The 16847-nt window shown below is 58.0% G+C and carries 22 protein-coding genes and 1 tRNA gene; 6 read left to right on the forward strand and 17 right to left on the reverse strand.

What is annotated here, in order from left to right:
• Position 1: 1 nt before the first annotated feature.
• From FHX05_RS04130 to FHX05_RS04160, 7 genes are all read right to left on the reverse strand, one after another.
• The gene (locus tag FHX05_RS04130; protein ID WP_183870752.1) at positions 2-433 is read right to left on the reverse strand and encodes a phage tail terminator-like protein; all 432 of its coding nucleotides are present in this window, start codon (positions 431-433) and stop codon (positions 2-4) included.
• Positions 434-469: 36 nt separating this feature from the next.
• Positions 470-862, reverse strand: coding sequence for an HK97 gp10 family phage protein (locus FHX05_RS04135; RefSeq protein WP_183870753.1), 393 nt, complete (start codon positions 860-862; stop codon positions 470-472).
• A gap of 21 nt (positions 863-883) precedes the next feature.
• Positions 884-1132 (reverse strand): hypothetical protein, encoded by a 249-nt coding sequence (locus FHX05_RS04140; protein WP_246698836.1) that lies wholly within the window; start codon positions 1130-1132, stop codon positions 884-886.
• Positions 1108-1464: a hypothetical protein gene (locus tag FHX05_RS04145; RefSeq protein ID WP_183870754.1), complete on the reverse strand. Its 357-nt coding sequence runs from the start codon at positions 1462-1464 to the stop codon at positions 1108-1110. The genes FHX05_RS04140 and FHX05_RS04145 overlap by 25 nt, the downstream gene beginning before the upstream one ends.
• Entirely contained in the window at positions 1464-2021 is a 558-nt protein-coding gene (locus tag FHX05_RS04150) for a DnaT-like ssDNA-binding protein (RefSeq protein ID WP_246698837.1), read from the reverse strand. The genes FHX05_RS04145 and FHX05_RS04150 overlap by 1 nt, the downstream gene beginning before the upstream one ends.
• 149 nt (positions 2022-2170) lie before the next feature.
• Complete coding sequence (locus FHX05_RS04155) at positions 2171-2761, reverse strand: hypothetical protein (protein ID WP_183871211.1); 591 nt, start codon at positions 2759-2761, stop codon at positions 2171-2173.
• Positions 2718-3065, reverse strand: a complete 348-nt coding sequence (locus FHX05_RS04160) for a hypothetical protein (protein WP_183709559.1) — start codon at positions 3063-3065, stop codon at positions 2718-2720. Before FHX05_RS04160 ends, FHX05_RS04155 begins: the two co-directional genes overlap by 44 nt.
• Positions 3066-3396: 331 nt before the next feature.
• On the opposite strand from FHX05_RS04160, the gene FHX05_RS04165 reads away from it, so the two are divergent.
• A complete protein-coding gene (locus FHX05_RS04165) occupies positions 3397-4035 on the forward strand; it encodes a 50S ribosomal protein L11 methyltransferase (protein ID WP_183709558.1) in 639 nt (212 codons plus the stop codon).
• Positions 4036-4105: 70 nt separating this feature from the next.
• Here the strand turns inward: FHX05_RS04165 and FHX05_RS04170 are convergent, their stop codons facing one another.
• The 4 genes from FHX05_RS04170 to FHX05_RS04185 all read right to left on the reverse strand — a co-directional run bounded on the left by FHX05_RS04170 (position 4106) and on the right by FHX05_RS04185 (position 5802).
• A complete protein-coding gene (locus FHX05_RS04170; protein WP_183871183.1) occupies positions 4106-4771 on the reverse strand; it encodes a DUF6362 family protein in 666 nt (221 codons plus the stop codon).
• Positions 4746-5162, reverse strand: a complete 417-nt coding sequence (locus tag FHX05_RS04175) for a hypothetical protein (protein WP_112334391.1) — start codon at positions 5160-5162, stop codon at positions 4746-4748. The genes FHX05_RS04170 and FHX05_RS04175 overlap by 26 nt, the downstream gene beginning before the upstream one ends.
• Positions 5163-5220: 58 nt before the next feature.
• Positions 5221-5502 (reverse strand): hypothetical protein, encoded by a 282-nt coding sequence (locus tag FHX05_RS04180; RefSeq protein ID WP_112399018.1) that lies wholly within the window; start codon positions 5500-5502, stop codon positions 5221-5223.
• Positions 5503-5577: 75 nt separating this feature from the next.
• On the reverse strand, positions 5578-5802 hold the full coding sequence (locus FHX05_RS04185) for a hypothetical protein (protein WP_112605090.1): 225 nt from the start codon (positions 5800-5802) through the stop codon (positions 5578-5580).
• A gap of 361 nt (positions 5803-6163) precedes the next feature.
• On the opposite strand from FHX05_RS04185, the gene FHX05_RS04190 reads away from it, so the two are divergent.
• The 3 genes from FHX05_RS04190 (at position 6164) to FHX05_RS04200 (ending at position 8088) form a co-directional block, all read left to right on the forward strand.
• Positions 6164-6952, forward strand: coding sequence for a LexA family transcriptional regulator (locus FHX05_RS04190; RefSeq protein WP_183709557.1), 789 nt, complete (start codon positions 6164-6166; stop codon positions 6950-6952).
• A gap of 306 nt (positions 6953-7258) precedes the next feature.
• Positions 7259-7645, forward strand: a complete 387-nt coding sequence (locus tag FHX05_RS04195) for a hypothetical protein (protein ID WP_246698838.1) — start codon at positions 7259-7261, stop codon at positions 7643-7645.
• 47 nt (positions 7646-7692) lie between these two features.
• Positions 7693-8088: a DUF4440 domain-containing protein gene (locus FHX05_RS04200; protein ID WP_183870755.1), complete on the forward strand. Its 396-nt coding sequence runs from the start codon at positions 7693-7695 to the stop codon at positions 8086-8088.
• A 70-nt stretch (positions 8089-8158) separates the two neighbouring features.
• On the opposite strand, the gene FHX05_RS04205 is transcribed toward FHX05_RS04200, so the two are convergent.
• The 5 genes from FHX05_RS04205 to FHX05_RS04225 form a co-directional block, all read right to left on the reverse strand.
• Positions 8159-8809 carry a response regulator transcription factor gene (locus FHX05_RS04205; RefSeq protein WP_183870756.1) on the reverse strand — a complete coding sequence of 217 codons (651 nt, stop codon included), beginning with the start codon at positions 8807-8809 and terminating at the stop codon, positions 8159-8161.
• 3 nt (positions 8810-8812) lie between these two features.
• Positions 8813-9877, reverse strand: a complete 1065-nt coding sequence (locus tag FHX05_RS04210) for an ATP-binding protein (RefSeq protein ID WP_183870757.1) — start codon at positions 9875-9877, stop codon at positions 8813-8815.
• 228 nt (positions 9878-10105) lie between these two features.
• A complete protein-coding gene (locus FHX05_RS04215) occupies positions 10106-11437 on the reverse strand; it encodes a nitrate/sulfonate/bicarbonate ABC transporter ATP-binding protein (protein ID WP_112605078.1) in 1332 nt (443 codons plus the stop codon).
• A 21-nt stretch (positions 11438-11458) separates the two neighbouring features.
• Positions 11459-13219, reverse strand: a complete 1761-nt coding sequence (locus tag FHX05_RS04220; protein WP_183870758.1) for an ABC transporter permease subunit — start codon at positions 13217-13219, stop codon at positions 11459-11461.
• A 1038-nt stretch (positions 13220-14257) separates the two neighbouring features.
• Positions 14258-14620, reverse strand: a complete 363-nt coding sequence (locus FHX05_RS04225) for a hypothetical protein (protein WP_183870759.1) — start codon at positions 14618-14620, stop codon at positions 14258-14260.
• Between the two features lie 465 nt (positions 14621-15085).
• On the opposite strand from FHX05_RS04225, the gene FHX05_RS04230 reads away from it, so the two are divergent.
• Both FHX05_RS04230 and FHX05_RS04235 read left to right on the forward strand, forming a co-directional pair.
• Positions 15086-16168 carry a hypothetical protein gene (locus tag FHX05_RS04230; RefSeq protein ID WP_183870760.1) on the forward strand — a complete coding sequence of 361 codons (1083 nt, stop codon included), beginning with the start codon at positions 15086-15088 and terminating at the stop codon, positions 16166-16168.
• 110 nt (positions 16169-16278) lie between these two features.
• A complete protein-coding gene (locus tag FHX05_RS04235; RefSeq protein WP_183709544.1) occupies positions 16279-16497 on the forward strand; it encodes a hypothetical protein in 219 nt (72 codons plus the stop codon).
• A 112-nt stretch (positions 16498-16609) separates the two neighbouring features.
• On the opposite strand, the gene FHX05_RS04240 is transcribed toward FHX05_RS04235, so the two are convergent.
• Positions 16610-16685, reverse strand: a tRNA-Ile gene (locus FHX05_RS04240).
• Positions 16686-16847 lie beyond the last annotated feature (162 nt).

A 16847-nucleotide genomic window follows, 5' to 3' on the forward strand; every position in this document is an offset into this window, starting at 1 on the left:
ATCATGTCTCCGGTTCAAAGGCGGTGTAGGGAATGGTGACCGGTATCTGCACCCGGTCATCCTCTTGGATCGGGCCTGCGGCCCACGGCTCGCCACTGATCGTGATCTTCACGCCAGAGGCGAACAGCGTCTTGTTGTTGAAATGGTCGATGACCTGGCCGGCGGCATCGAGCGGCTTGATCAGCCCGCCGCCGGCCTTCCAATAGACGGAAACCTGCAGAAGCCCGAGCTTCTGCTGCGGATCGTCGCCGAGCGTTACCTGCCGGGGACGGTTGGGCAGGTAGCTGACGGCCAGATAATTATCCGGCTTTTCTTGCCCCGCCGGGGGAAAGGCAATGCCCGGCTGCGCCACCGGCAATGGCGGCTGGAATTGGAGTGCTGCCAGATGGTCCAGCAGCGCAACCAGAATGAGAGCGTCCGTTGCCGTCGCCATGCGTCACCTTGTCTAGATTGTTGAGATTTCGAGCGATCAGTCGGCAGTGTCGCGCGCGGCGCGCTCGACGATGTCAGGCCATTGGCGCGCCGCAAGCCGCACCATGCCCTGCCCTGCCTGCCCATCCTTGCCATATTCGACGGCAGCGGCGTGCGGCGCAGTGAAGCCCATGTGGATCATGCCGCCCAATGGCACGCCGAGCCCGACCAGATCGACCGGCTGGCCTTCATCAGATCCCTCCGCGTCCCTGCTTTCCCGTGGCGGGGCGGAGACCCGGAAGGAATTGACAAGTTCGCCGGAGGCCACAGGCGTTGCCTCGACAATCGCCTCGGCTAGCCGTTGTGCAGAGAGGTTCGCCACCTCCTCCATGCGCTTCTTGGTCCGCTCGGCCCAGGCGGCGATATCGGCGGAAAAATTAGAGGAAGCCATATCGATTGCCCCTTGATAAGCTTATGCGTCATCGGCGGCGTCGCCCGGTGAGGAGCCACGCCGCTCGAAATTCAAAAGGGTGAGATGGCCGTAACGGGCCCGAACCGTAGGTCTGTCGGTTCCGGATTCGGCCTTCGTCCCGCCACTCGTCTCAATTCCCGGCAATGGCGAAACCCGATTGAGCAGCAGGATGACTCGTGACAGCAGCCAAAGCGTCAGGATCGTCTTGAAACGCACCAGCGCCTTCATCGCCGCACCTGCAACTGCCAAAAGACGACCGTCCCGCCCGGCGACAGCGGTTGGATATCGACGATCGCATGCTCGATGCCGCCGATCAGCACCTTGTCGGCCAATGTCGGCGTGATCGATAGCCCCTCGGTCGAGAGATAGATCATGCGATCCCCACGCTGGATCAGCGTGTCAGCCACATGCATCTGGCTCTGATCGAGATCGACGAATGAACATGCAAAATCCTCGCTCGCCTGAACGGGGTCATAATCAGGGCCGGAATTGTTGATGCGACGTAGACTGCCCTTCTGGCCGAACTTGCCGATCAAACGCTCCGCCGTCGCCCGCGCTCTGTCGTAATCGAAAGCAGCCATCAGACCACCAGAATGCCGGGGAGTACCGGGCGCAGGAGTGGATAGAGCAGCCCATCAAGCTTGGTCAGCACCGGCCTTGCGGAGGCGATCATGTCGCCACTCGTGTCGGCAACGGCATACTCCGTCTCCAGCGGTCCCACCTTCTCGCGCTTCACCGTGCGAGCCGCGACGATAACAGGCGTGAGGCTGCCCGGTTCCGCAAGCTCGAGCGCCGCCGCCTCATAGGCCGCGTAAGTTACGGCCAGCGGCAATGCATCATCGGCGATCGCTTCACCGTTCACCGTCGTCGCCGCGCTGCGAGGCCAAGACAAGGCTTGATCATAGCCCCTGGTTCGCCGCCCGCTGAATTTGGGCTCGTAGAGGCTATCGACAGCCTGCGATCCACGCACCAGCGCCGCCAGCCGATCGCCGTCGCTGGCCGCGGCCCAGCTGGTATTGGCACGATCGGCGAAATAGGCATCGGCGGCGGCAAGCGTGCCGTAAAAGGATGTCCTCGGATCGACAAATCCGATCGAGGTCCGGCATCGGCGCTCCGGCTCGAATTCCATCGGCAGCATCAGGTGTTCGTAGCCGAGCCAAGCGCGAGGATCGTCCCGGAGACATCCGCCTCATGCAGCCGCTGCATCACGACAACGATCGCCGAGCGTTGAGGGTCGTTGAGCCGCGTCGGGACGGATTCGCGAAAGGTGCGAACCGTGGACAGGCGCTAGGCCTCCGATTCCGCCCCATCCACGGAATGCGGATCGTCGATGATGACACGATCGCCGCGGCCGCCCGTCAACCTGGAGAACGGCACACCCTGCCGCGAGCCCAAGCAGCCATTGGCAAAAGCAATTTCGCCCGTTCTTGTCAGCCTGACCCGATCGCCCCATAGTGTCTGATACCATTCGGAGGCAACGAGATCCCGCATGCGCCTATTGTCGCGCGTGGCGTAATGTTCCGAATACGAGGCACCGAGATAGCGCAGTTGCGGTTTGCCTTTTGGCCCCCATTCCCATGCCGGCCAAAAGACACCGCACAGGAGCGATTTCATCGTGCCCGGCGGAACGTTGATCAGCAGCCGGGTAATGTCACCCGATGTCACCGCCTCAAGATGTCGGCAGATAGCATCAATATGCCAGCCGTGGACATAGTCGACTGAGGGCTCGACGACATGCCAGGCCTCTCGCACGAAGCCGGTTAGAGACTGGCAGCTGGCACGAATGCGCTCGGCATCCATGGTAAGCCGGGCTGCGACCTCCATCTGCTCGCGTTCAGCTCTCCGCCTCGCCTTCTCCTCTTTGATCGCTGCGATCATCGTCGCCGGATCCGGCAAGCGGACCGAAGAGAGATTCGAGTATTGCAAGCTGCTCATCCGTGGCATTGGTTAGATCGATGGTGACGCCGCGGCCTTCCTTGGCCCCGGCGCCGGAGCGCTCGCTAGGTTTCTGATGAACATAGGATGCGGCAATCTTCGCCATTTCATCGCGCCGCTTCTGGTCCGCTTCGTCGTCGCGCATCACTTTCAGCATGTAATCAAGCGGCGTATCTTCGACGGAAACGGCCTTGCGACGGCGCGCACGCGGTTTGCGCGGCGCGACTGGCTTGTCGGCATTGGTCATGCTTCATGATTTCCGATGGAATTTTGAAAGAAAACAAGCGGCTTAAAACATCGCTTGCGGTCAACAGTGCGTCGCTGCAACTGTTCTCATCATGCCAAAATAGATACCCCATTTCGGCTGAGTTGGCGACACCCTTGAAGGCCGATCAGCGCGCAAGGAATAAGGATTTTGACGAGGGCTACAAATAACCAATTGAAATTCCCCGTAAATATCGGATTCTCCAGTCCGACGAACTAAACGATCTAGCCCTCAATTCGCGAAAATACTCAAGATGCGCAAAGGCCGGCCGACAGGAATCTCGGCAAGACGAAACAGCAGTTCGGATGATCCCATGAGCCAGGATTGGCTTCGGCGGTTCATCGCCGCCAATCTCCCGGTCATGCATGTTCCAGGTATCCCCGATATTTGCCTGCATAAAGCAGATCCACAAAGCGGGCTGCGACACCTCGCAGAACAAGATTCGCAATTCGGCTCACCGTACTGGGCGCATTACTGGGGAGGAGGTCTGGCTCTCGCCCGTTATCTTCTTGATAGGCCGGAAAGTGTGGCTGGTCGCCGCGTATTAGATCTGGGCGCCGGCTCGGGAATTGTCGGGGTTGCCGCTGCAAAGGCAGGCGCAGCGAAGGTATATGGCGCCGACATTGATCCCTATGCAATCGCAGCTATCGAGCTCAATGCCGCGCTCAATGATGTGACGATCGATACGGTACTCGCCGACCTGACGAAAAGCGAACCGCCTGACGTCGACGTCATATGCGTCGGGGATCTTTTCTATGAGGCAGCGCTTGCGGAGAGCGTCATCGCATTTCTGGACCGCTGCCTGGCTCGGGAAATCATGATTCTGATCGGTGATCCCTGGCGAGTTCATCTGCCGACATCGCGTCTCCGGCTCTTGGCAGAATACACGGTCCCAGATTTTGGCGAGATCACTGCAAAGACTCGCCCCGCCGGCGTTTTTGCGCTTGATTGAACAAAGTCACCAATCGGAGATATTGGTGCATCACAATGATCGCGGGTTCGGACCGCATCAGTGCGACGGCTCAGACTTTCATCTTGGCGCGCCTACGATTCCCGCGTTCCAGTCGCTTGGCCAGTTCGGCAAGTTCCGGGCTTGCCGCGTCGAAAACTGGCCGCGCATCGTCCGGCAGCCAATGTGTTTCATGTTTGAGTGCCTTCGGCCTTGCCCGGTCGAGACCGCCAGGCGCATTCGGCATCATTGGCGATATGCGCGACCAATCCGGTTCCTGAAGCATCGGTGAGGCAGCGAGAAGTACATCGGCCAACTTCTGGAACTTGCTGTGAATACGCCGTTCGGCCGTGCGCCGTACGCGCCCGGTCCGCGCGCAAAAATCCCGAAACGAACCAGCAATATAGGGCGCGGCAAGACAAATGGACCATCGCGAAAGCAGAATGCGCCGCTCCTCATCCTGGACGTGAACCCGGAGCCATTCCAGCAAAACCTCCTCTGCCCGACTGATGGCTGCAGCACTCGGCCGATAGCGAATGCGGATATCGGCGTGATCCATCGGTTCGGGCAAAACCTCCGGCCAAAGTGTCCGCATCCTGTCGGGCCGGATGCCGCGCACGTCGAGATGAACCATCGTATCGGCAGCTTCGACGAAACGTGCACGGACGATCAGGCTCAGGTCGGCAATCTCAGCCGCGCGACGGGACAGGTCGTCAAACTGCAAGGCGGACGGGTGCATCAAGTCGTTTCTCCAATTCCTGATAAATCAGCGTTCGCAATGTCGCCCGAACGGGCCACGGCCGCCGCGCCACTGCATCCGTGCGCAATGTGGCAAGCGCGATATCATCGAAGGCACCCAAGAGATCACCTGGACGCTGCAGCGCCCAATCCTGGCGCTGCGCCAGGACATCGGATATGGCGCCAATCGTGTCCGACCAGAGTTCATCGCGATTGCTCCCGGTTTGTCGGATGCATCGCAGAACAAAGACCAGATGACCGTCCCCGTAGCGGCCCCGGATTTCCTGCATCGTACCGCGCGCGTGGCTCTCCGCCGGTGCGCGGCGCCGATGGACGGGAACCAGCTTGATACCGAGCCCATCGAGAATAAGATCCAGCCTGCCTTTGGTCATGACAGTTCAACTCCTTTCGTCGGCGAATTTGTTGCCTCTCCCATCCATGGGCAGCTCACTAAGCGCTTCCAATCGTGGCGGTAGCGCTGGCCGATTTGGGTTTGAAGAAGGCTTCCGCCTTGGAAATCGCTTCCACCCTCGCCCCATCTCGGAGCATCGGCGTGTTGAGATAAGCAACCATCGCCTCGCCGGCTGCAGCCTTGGCAGCATCTTGCGTCGCAAAGACGATCGGTTCACCTCTCCTATCCCGCAGGACCTCATTTGTCGCTCGGTGAACCTTGCGAATCCAGCCGAGATGGCCGCCGGCAACGGCTTCTGTTCCGATTTGAAATTCGTTCATAGCAACCTCCCCCGGCTCGCTTGGCCAGGTCTATCTCTAGAGTTTTCGATTGGGTTTTGACGTTTGGGTGCCCGCCTACCGCCTGCGCAGTTCCGCCGGCCGTGCCGGCTCTTTGGGCGCAAGCGTGGGGTCTTCGGCAATGCGGAAATGAATTTGGTCTCCCTCCGGAGCACCGAAGTCCTCATCTTCAAGGGATCTCATTGGCGATTTCCAAGTGACCGACTTTATCGCGATCACCATAGCGACAAAAAACAACGCCGCGCCGATACAGGCTAGAAGACCCTGAAGCATTTCGATCATGGCTGCGCCTCCTGACCAGCTGCTTCGGAAAAAGACCCGATCTTCGTCATTTCCGCAGGCTCGACGGCTACATCACAACTCTCACAATGCAGCTCGATGATCTCCGCGATCGATAGAATTCGGAGGCATCCGGGGCACCCCCAAAAGCGATCGAAATATCCAGCCTGCGACACTGTCCTCCTGTTCCCATTGCCTATGATCATAACTTCACCTCCAAAACATTGTCGGTCGCGTACTGCGCCGGGCCGCTCACCCGCCAAACAGCGTTTTGCGCCACGGGCACCTTGATAAACACAAATTATGTTGATAACAATGACGTTGTCAACATGATTTATGTCGGAAATTTTGCAAGGGTCAAAAGATGCAGAAATCCATGGGCGAACGACTAAGAGCGGCGCGCGAAGCCGCAAATTATCCATCAGCCACGAAGGCGGCAGAAGCGCTGGGCGTGAGCTTGTCCACCTATCGCGCGCATGAAAACGGTCAGAACGAATTCAGCGCCGAAGTCGCCAATCGCTATGCCAAGAAATTCGGCACGACCGCGGCTTATCTTCTCACTGGCGAAGGTCTGCGCAAAACCGCACGTCCGGCGCCAAACATTGTCATGTCCTTCGATCCCGACGAGCAGGATCACGATGGATTTGCCGAGAGCGGCGAAGAGCTCAGCTATAGCCGGGAACACTGGAAGCCGCAGATCGAAGGCGCAACACCGGAAGTGGACGTCAAGCTCGGCGCCGGTAGCGGCGTCGTCGGCGAAGTCATAAACCTCCCCGTCGGCTCAGGCAATGTCGCCGGGCATAAGATCGTCGCAGAATGGCTGATCCCCACCGGCTATCTGCGAAACGAGGCCAAGGCTTCCCCGAGCCACACGATCATCATGGAAGTTGTCGGCGATTCCATGCAGCCGACCTACATGCCCGGCGATCGCGTCATCGTCGATCTCTCACAGAACCAAATGACCACCGATACGGTCTATGCGATCAGCGACGGTTATACGGAGCCGCAGATCAAGCGCTTGCAGCGAGTTCCCTTTAGCCGGCCAAGCGAAGTCAAGATCATCTCCGACAATCCGGCACTGGAAACTTTTACCGTCGAATTGGACCGCTTGACGATCATCGGCCGGATCTGCGGTCATATCGCACGCAAATAAAACCAATTTTCTATTTGAGTCGCGCGGTAAACATAAATTATGTTGACATATATCATGTTGAATGGCAACTTCACCGAGAAGAGCCGTTGGCCCTGAATGGAATGAGCCCGGGCAAGAGCAGGATCTCGTCCGAAGTTAGCGAAACCGGACAGGCCAATTGCAACAATTGGAAAAGCCGCAAGGCCATCGAAGGAGAATGTCATTCATGCCGAGACAGCCGAATGCTTTCATAATCATACCGGCAGATGCCGTGAGGGGCGCCGGCGTTGCCGAACTATCGTCGATCGCCAGGGTGGGAGAATGATGATGTACGCTTCAGAATTCTCCTGCGAATATTCGTTTGATGAGCTTAGTATCCGCCTATGCGATCGTTGGGAAACCGGGTTGCTGTTATACGGGCGTGCTGAGCTGACCTCGGCAGGAGCCGATTACGAGGACGAGTTCTATGTGTCGGCAATCAGACTGGATGGTGGTGCAAGACTGTCACGGCCGAATGCCTCGAACAATGCAGGCAGCTTCGAGTCCGAATTATTCCGGCGGATAGCAACGGTCATCGAAGACGACAGAACACAGGCGGGTCGTCACGCCGCCGAACTTTTCGTCTCTGCGTTGGAGCAATCTAGAGAAGCTGACTATGATCAAAATCACAAGTTCGAGCGGGAGAGAAAACTGGAAGCACTCGGGACATACTGAGGTCCGCGACATACAAACATCGATATTCACCGGAGGTCGCTGAAACAATGAACGTTCCCCAGCACGAGCTTGAAGAGATCCGCCTGCTGGAGCAGAAGCTACATCTCCCGGAAATACGACGGTCGCCGGCAGTCGTGGAGGAATTGCTGGCCAAAGGCTTCGTTGAATTTGGCAGTTCCGGTACGGTTTACGACGATAGGGATGACCTGATCGCCGGTCTGGCCGCAGAAAAGAGGGAAGAAGCCGCCCCTCCCGTTATTTCCCGCGACTATGCCTTTCGATCGATCTCCCCAGATGCTGTCCTCGTCACCTACAGAAGCGTCCGGCGGGCCGGAGAGAGCAGTCCGGAGCGGCATACTTTACGGAGTTCGATTTGGCAGCGTATCGATGGGCGATGGCAGATGATTTTTCACCAGGGAACGCCAACGATTCCGCGGGATTGAACTAACCCACGTGGCAACACCGCATTCGTAAGCCATGAGATCCTCGCGACTGGGGGCGAGTGCAGCAAGACTAACGAAGCCCGGGCGTCGTATCGCTGGCTTTATCGTTCGTGAGGCCGAGATTATCGGCCATCCGAATGAGGTCGGCGACGGAGTCGGCGCGCATCTTGCGCATCGCCTGACCTCGATGAACCTTGACGGTGATTTCACTGAGGCCGATCTCGGCAGCGATCTGCTTGTTGAGGAGACCTCGTGCGACGAGCGCCATCACCTCGCGTTCACGTGGCGTGAGTGTCGAAAATCGCTCATGAAGATCGATTTCCGCCGCCTGCTTGCGCAGCCGGATGCGATCGATTTCGAGCGCTTGCCTGATTGCATCGAGGAGATCCTGCTCACGGAACGGCTTCAAGAGAAACTCCACCGCCCCCGCTTTCATCGCCCTGACGGACATCGGCACGTCGCCGTGCCCGGTGAGAAAAATGATCGGGATTGCATATCCCATACGCGCAAGCTCATCCTGAAAATCAAGACCGCTCGCATCCGGCATCCTGACATCGAGCACGATGCAGGCTGGCCCCTCAGACCGAGAAGAAGCCAGGAAATTCCGCGGCGATGCAAAGGCACGCGTATCGTAGCCGACGGAGCGTAATAGGCTGTCCAGCCCATCGCGCACGGATGGATCGTCGTCGATCACGTAAACGGTCGGCTGCTGTCCTTGCATGCCCTACCCCTTTGCCCTTCCGTTCAGCGGCAAGGTAAAACCGAAGACGGCTCCGCGTGGAAAATTCGGCGCGGCATAGATGGTCCCGCCATGCGCTTCGATAATGGATCGGCTGATGGCAAGCCCCATCCCCATGCCCTTCGGCTTGGTCGTGTAGAAGGCATCGAATATCCTGTCGAGCCTTTCGGCCGGCATGCCGCTGCCGGTATCGCGCACGCTGACGGTCACCTTCCGTTCGTCCGCGGCTGCGCTGACGAGCAGCTCGCGCGTTTCCTCATCGACCTCCGCCAGAGCTTCGATCGCATTCATGACGAGATTGAGGATCACCTGCTGCAGCTGGACCCGGTCGCCGGCCATCAATGGTAGATCGCTCGCCAATTCCGAGCGGAACAGGATTTTATTCCGTCGAATCTCGCTGCGAACGAGTTCCAGTACATCATTGATAGCCTCGACGAGATCGATCGTGTCGCTAGAGGGCGACGAGCGCGCCACGAGCCCGCGAACACGACCGATGACATCGCCTGCTCGCCCGGCATCCGCGACAATTCGCTCGATAGCGCGGCGGGCTTCGTCGTGATCGGCCGGTGTTGCGGACAGCCATCGAAGCGCGGCATTGCCGTTAGCGGCAATTGCGGTGATCGGCTGGCTGACTTCGTGGGCTATCGATGTGCCCAACTCACCGACGATCATGAGACGTGACATGCGTGCAAGCTCGGATTGCGCCTGCCTCGCCCTTGCATCAAGCATTTCGATCCTGATCGCCAGATAAGTGGTCGCGCCGATCGCGACTAGGCTAAGTGTACTGTTGATCAGGCCCGCCTGCGAAGCGCCGTGACGCGTCAGGAAATAGCTGATGACAGTCAAAGCAGCACATGCAATCCCGACTATCGCGATAGCGCCTGTCCGCCCCGAATAGACCGCCAGCAAGATGACGGATACATACAAAACGGCAAAGGCGATCTCCAGATCGGTGATCGTATCGCCGATGAAAATGAGAGCGGCAAGAACAGCAATGCCGAGCCAAAGCAAGGGCATCTCGAAGAGGTATTTCAAAAACTCGCGCCTCATCTCTGGCATCCCTGCATTACGGCTTCCGCAAGATTGCGTGCGGAAGCTGCAAACTGCCCGAACCGAAGCATCAAAACAACAACCGCGTTCTCCGGTGCCGAGAAAGCTGGCGACCCGCCGGATCTGATGCGCTAAGTCCCCGCTAGGCGGCCTGTCAAATCCTGGAATGCCATGAGCTGATCGCCGCCTCAACTGGCGGCGCCCTCTCGCGTTCGTTCCAGCGGGGTTTCAACTCGGGTTTTCCAGCGTGAACAGATCGGCGTTTTCGTCATAGGCGAAGTATTCCGCGTAGCGAGCCCAGTTCGTGACGGCCTTGATGGTGGTGTCGGCATAATCCTCGGACATGTGATCCTCCAGCTCATCGCGGAAGCGCCGTGCAGGTGCGCGGTGAGTCGGCCGTTCGTCGAGCACACGGCGAATATGTGCAGCCAGCGGCACATAGGTCGCTAGGTGCTGTTCGAAGAGTTTCTTGCGTTCATCGACGTCGCTGTCGAAGAAGCGCAAGCCCGGCGCCGTCAACTTAATGTCGCCTCCTTCCAGATCAGCGAAACGCAGGAGCTGAAGCGTTTCCGCGACCGGAAAGAGATCATCGATATCGAGATGCAGATGCGCCGCCAGCGGCGGCAGGTCGGCCTGCCCGCGATACGGTTCGGCGGCGACCGTTTCGATGAGACCGGACATGAGGTTGGTCGACACGCGCGGAAGCGCCATGGCAATACCCGTGCCGGGGAAAAGGCCTTCGCGCGACGGCGCATCGGTCTTTACCGTCATCCGCGCGTAGATGTCTTCGACGAGCATGCGGAAGGCCGGATCGAGACGATTGCGCGGCTGCGGCAAATCCACATGGATCTCCGCAATCACGCGGCCGGGATTCGATCCGAAGATCAGGATACGGTCGCACATCAGCACCGCTTCTTCGATATTGTGTGTCACCATGAGAACCGACTCGATCGGCATGCGGCCCTCGCACCACAGATCAAGGAGATCCGTGCGAAGCGTTTCTGCCGTCAGTACGTCGAGCGCAGAAAAGGGTTCATCCATCAGCAAAACCTTCGGCCGGACGACGAGCGCACGCGCAAGGCCGACGCGCTGGCGCATGCCGCCCGACAGCTCCTTCGGATAGGCGCTTTCGAAACCGTCTAGGCCGATGAGATCGATTGCAGCGAGCGCACGCTTGCGCCTCTCAGAAGAGGCAACACCTTGCGCCTCCAAGCCAAGCTCGACGTTTCGGAGGACGGTCAGCCAGGGAAAGAGCGCAAAGCTCTGGAAGACCACGGCAACATCGGGGTTGGGGCCGACGACCGGCCTGCCTTGGAAGGTGATGTCCCCTTTGCTCGGGCGGATCAGGCCGGCGATTGCACGCAGCAGCGTTGATTTGCCGGAACCGGAGCGGCCGAGCAGCCCAACGATTTCATTGGAATAGAGCTGAAGATCGACATTTTCGAGAACGACGAGCGAGCCGGAAGCTCCTTTGTCGTAAGCCTGGCACACCTGCTTGGCGAGAACCAGCGGTGCATTCTTTACAATATCGAGCTTCCTGGAGATGACAGCGTTTTCCATATTCGGTTCTCCGATCTTGAATTAATCGAGGCGCATGCGGCGTTCGGCGAAGACGTAAAGCGGCCGCCAGAGCGTTCTGTTGAAGAGCGTCACGAAGATCGACATGACGACGATACCAAGGATGACGCGCGGAAAATCGCCCGCCTCAGTCGCCCTCGCGATGTATGATCCAAGTCCGAAGGCTTCGAGTTTCGTGTTGCCCCAGCTCGCCAGTTCAGCGACGATGCTGGCGTTCCAGGAACCGCCGGAAGCGGTCAGCGCTCCCGTGACGTAGTAAGGGAATATCCCCGGCAACATCACTCGCCGCCACCAGGTCCACGAGCGCAGCCGGTAAACCGAGGATACCTCCCGCAGATCGGTAGGGAATGCACTCGCGCCGGCAATCACGTTGAACAGGATGTACCATTGCGTGCCGAGGACCATCAGCGGCGACAGCCAGATGTTCGGACTGGCGCCCGTCGCAACGATCGCAACCACTGCAACGGGAAAGAGTACGTTGGCCGGAAAGGCCGCCAGGAACTGCGCCAGAGGCTGGACGCGCTCGGCAACAGCTGGACGCAAGCCGATCCAGACGCCGATTGGAACCCAGATGACGCTGGCGACTGCAATGAGAACGACAACGCGAATGAGCGTCACGAACCCAACGGCAAAAGCAATCCAGACATCAGCCAAGGAGAGCGTCTGGCTGAGATAGGAAACCGCATCCCCGATACTCCAGACACCAATGACGGCGATCAGCGCATACCAGGCGATGTCGATAGCCCAGCTGACGGCTCGCTGCCCGCCGCGCTCTCTTGCGACGGCTCGCGACGTCGGTGGCAACCGCAGGAGCATCAACCGACCCCACGCAGCGGCCAAAGGTGTGGTCACATATTTCAGGAGTCGCGTGCGGCGGATCAGCGAATAGACCCAGGAACGCGGCTTCCGCTGTCCGGCCGTCTGCTCGAAGCGGAACTTGTCTGCCCAGGCGACGATCGGGCGGAAAAGCAGCTGGTCGTAAAGAAGGATGACGACTGCCATGGCAAGTACGGCCCAGCCTACGGCAGCGAAATCCTGCTTGTCGATGGCAACCGCCAGCCACGAACCCAGACCTGGAAGCTGCACGGTGGTGTTACCCACCGTGATCGCTTCGGATGCAACCACGAAGAACCAGCCGCCGGACATCGACATCATCGTGTTCCAGACGAGACCGGGCGCCGCAAAGGGAGCCTCCAGCCGCCAGAAACGTTGCCAGCTCGACAGGCGAAATCCACGGCTGACCTCATCGAGGTCACGCGGAACCGTCCGCAGCGACTGATAGAAGGAGAAAGCCATATTCCATGCCTGGCTGGTGAAGATCGCGAAGATCGACGCACATTCTGCGCCGAGCTGACTTCCGGGGAAAAGCCCCATGAAGAAGGTCACCGTGAAGGTCAGAAAGCCGAGCACCGGCACCGATTGCAGAATGTCGAGGGCCGGAATGATGATCTTCTCGGCGCGGCGGCTCTTTGCGGCAAGCGTCGCGACGACGAAGGTGAAAATGAGGGAGGCGATGATGGCCGCCATCATCCGCAAAGTCGTGCGCAGGGCGTATTCGGGCAGATAGGCCGGGTCGAGCGACAGCGGTGCCGTGGACAGGCCAGCCAGCGGCGCGCGCATCTCGGCTATACCATGAAGTGCGAGATAGGCGGCAGCGGCAATGAAAGCGAATGCGGCGAGATCATAGCCATTCGGCAGGATACGCGCACCCGCCAACGCAGCGACGGCACTACGCCCGCGTCGATCGTTAGCAAGGAAAACCATGTGATAACCCTTTGAAAACAGGAATTTTTAGTCAGGGTGCGACGTAGGCGCCGCATAGCGACGCCACAGGTACTTCTTTCGGAAGGAACGGTTTAGGCCGCGCGACGGCTGCCATCCTCATCAAGGAAAGGCCCGCTTTCCGTCGTCCAAAAGCACTCAAGCTTCCCGGTATGGGAATTGATGTGCCAAATGGCGATCAGCCGCGGACGCTGTGGCGATATGGAACGTTCGGCCGGACGGCTGCCGGTCAAAACGGCAAAAGCGTTCGGGGCGGAAAACTTGGTTGCGAACCTGCGTCCGCGGAAAAAAACGATGTTGTTCATGGCTCACCTCATCGGCCCGCCTAACGGCAGATCCGAAGGGCGAGCCGGACAGGCTAAGCCCGACCGACGCTCGCCCGGCGAATGCCGACAGCGGTCCAGGTTGTTGCGATGACCGTCCGGATGCAGCATGACGCCACAATCGGACAGCGACTAGGGTAGCTATCCATTGGTTTCTTGATCTGTTGGTTTCGTAAGCCTTCGCCTGATGTTGCGAAGACATGGCCGTAGTGTCACAGCCGCGAGGAGCGGTCAATCAGGCGATGGTGCACCGCCATTATACCAAAGTATAAGCCGTAGGCTCTGTTGGCGAATGGGCCGATAAGGGCAATAAAATCCTGACTCTAATTGAAGTTACCACTTCTGTGGCGGGGAAGTATCTGGAGCCCGGGAGCTTCTCTAACACTGCGTTGGTCATGAATTTTCCGACCGCCAATAGTTGCGGGGAAGATGGAATTTAGCCGATCAGGACTGTTTTCTTAACGGACCCGCATCGGAAACGAGCTCGCCAGACGTCGAATGAATGTGGGAAAACTGAGCTTTTGTGCAACAATAACTTTCGAAATTAAAGCTCGAGAATAGTTCATTTGCAAATATTTGTGCGTTGCATCAGGAATATATAATCGATTCCACTGTCATTTCGCCGTTTATCCAGACGGAGCGCGAAAGACGGCCGCGGTTATATATCTGAAGCAATATAGAAGGCGCGATGAAATTTTTACTCAGAACTTTTGGTGAAATCGCTCTTCTGGATGGCGACGAACATCAAATAAATTTCCCCAAGAAGGCGCTTCTGATTATTGCCTATCTGCTCGCGAGCGATAGAAAATCCGTCAGCAGAACAAATATGGCGAGATTTCTCTGGGGCGATGGCGACTTGGCGAATTCGCTGACAAATCTTCGCAAGCTGGTCTCTCGTATCAAGAGCCGACAATCGGAATTGAACACCGAATTTCTGACCTTTGACGATACGGATATTTACCTGGTAATCGGCTCGCTCAAAAGCGACATCTTCCCGGCCGGCGCAGACACGTCCAAGGATCCGATAAAGAGCCTTGCTCGCTTGATCGAGGCCCTGCAATCAAAGTTCATGGAGCGGGCTAACTGTCAGGCCAGAGCCTTCATCGACTGGCGAGAGGGCGAAAGAAAGCGCCACTTTGCGATCTTGAAGGAAACACTGGATGCGGCGGTGAAGCTTCCGATAGCGACGAGCGATGTCGCGCCCATCAAGGAGGCGGCTCTCCTTCTTTTCGAAGCCGAGCCGCAGGACATTGCAACGCATCGTATATTATTGAAGGCTTTCGATGCCGAGGGCGGCCTGGAACAACTCAAACGCATATTTATGCAACGCGAGGATCTCGCCTCATCATGGCCGGCGCTCCTTCGGGCATCCTCTCGCTCATCAATATCGGCCGCTGCGCCGCATTCGACCGCCATATCCGAGCAGGATATCCCTTTGCGGACGATCTCGCGCATTCCACGTCTCGCATTGCTGCCGCCCGCCGGCGGCAGTACCGATGACGTGGCAACCACGCTCGCATCCTCCTTGATCGAAGATATCACCCTTGGTTTCAGCGCACTGCATAGCCTGAGAGTGATCGCCCCCTACTCCGCTGCTCAGATCGGACGCCAAAGCGGCGATCAAACCACGCTTTTCGAGCGATACGACATCAATTACGTCTTGGAGAGCCGATTAATCGGGCCGAGGGAAGATCCCACGCTCTTTACGCAGCTCATCTCATTGCCAGGCAGCAAGATTCTGTGGGCGAAGCACTTCTCCTTCGCTAAACCGGATCTTGCGCGCTACAAGCGCGAAATCTCGCAGGAGGTCGTGCGCATCTCCGTCGCGAAGGTCGAGCATCATGAATTGGCGCGCATATATTTTGAGCCAAGCCCCGTCGCATATCATCGATACCTTGTCGGGCTGCAATATCTCGATCACCCTTCCCTGCTCAAGCTGACGCGCGCCCGCAAGGAGCTGAAAGCCGCGCTGCGCCATAGCGCCAATTTTGTACCGGCCCTCGGCTCCCTTGCCCGCACCTATTCCAAGGAATGGCAGTTAACCCCGCGCCGTGAGCACCAACTGCTGAAGTCGGCCGAAGATTTTGCCGAACGCGCCATCTCGGTTCGCAACGATTTGTCCGACGGCTATCGCGAGCTGGGCGTCGCCAAGCTTTTTCTGGGTTCTATCGACAGCAGCGTAGAAGCGTTGGAAATAGCGGAGACCCTCAGTCCGCATAACGCCGATATTATTGCCGACCATGCTGACACGCTGGTCCACTTTTCCCGGCCCGGCCTGGCTCTCGAAAAAATCCAGCGGGCCATGGATCTCAATCCCGTAAATCCGGATGTCTATCTTTGGATCGCCGCCCGAGCGAATTATGCCCTGAACCAATTCCAGACCGTACTCGATTATATCGGCCGAATGATCGACCCAAGGCAAGCGGACGGGCTTGCCGCAGCGAGCTGGGCAATGCTCGGCAATCAGGATGAAGCCCGCGCACTCGTTCGTCGCGTCCGCGAGAACAACCCTGCTTTCGACGTCGATGAATGGCTGTCGCTCGTCCCCGTGAAGGAGCGATGGCACAATGACCTGTATCGAGAAGGTCTCAAAAAGGCAGGATTTTGAACGCTGAAGCCTTCCAGCCGTAGATCTTGGGAACCCTCCCTGAGGTAAATCGAACGTAGACATCATCGACGCCACCAAGACTGGCGATCTTCATTTTCTTGTTACGGAATATGGAAAGCCGTTTTCTGTTCCAGGATTTGGTAATTGGTTTTGGGACGCCGCGAGAAAAGCGAGGATTGAAAAAAACTCACGGGCTAAGGAAGTTGGCAGCAACGATGGCCGCCAGTGGTGGGGCGACTGCCTACGAACTGATGAGCCAATTCGGCTGGACCAACTCTAAGCAGGCAGAAGTTTACACCAAGGGGCTGATAGAGCTCGCCTTGGAGTGAAGGCTTCTCGCATCGTTTCTGAACAGTTGGCGAACGAACTCGCCCCTCCATGTGAATCTGGTGAGGGGAATGTTGCCGAAAATGAAACCAAATGAACTGGTTAAAAAATGACTGGTGGGCCCGGAGGGACTCGAACCCCCAACCAAGCGGTTATGAGCCGCCGGCTCTAACCATTGAGCTACAGGCCCGGGCGCAGCAAAAGACGTTGCGCTTGCGATTCCGGAGCAATGGTTCTCCGAAGCCGACTTGGCTCTAACCCAATTTCTCTTTTCCGACAAGGGACTGCCGTAATACCTTCACAATGAATCCGCAAAAGCTCATCTTGAGGGATCATCAACCAAGGAACGAAC

This window comes from Rhizobium sp. BK491, assembly GCF_014194925.1.
GTDB lineage: Bacteria > Pseudomonadota > Alphaproteobacteria > Rhizobiales > Rhizobiaceae > Rhizobium.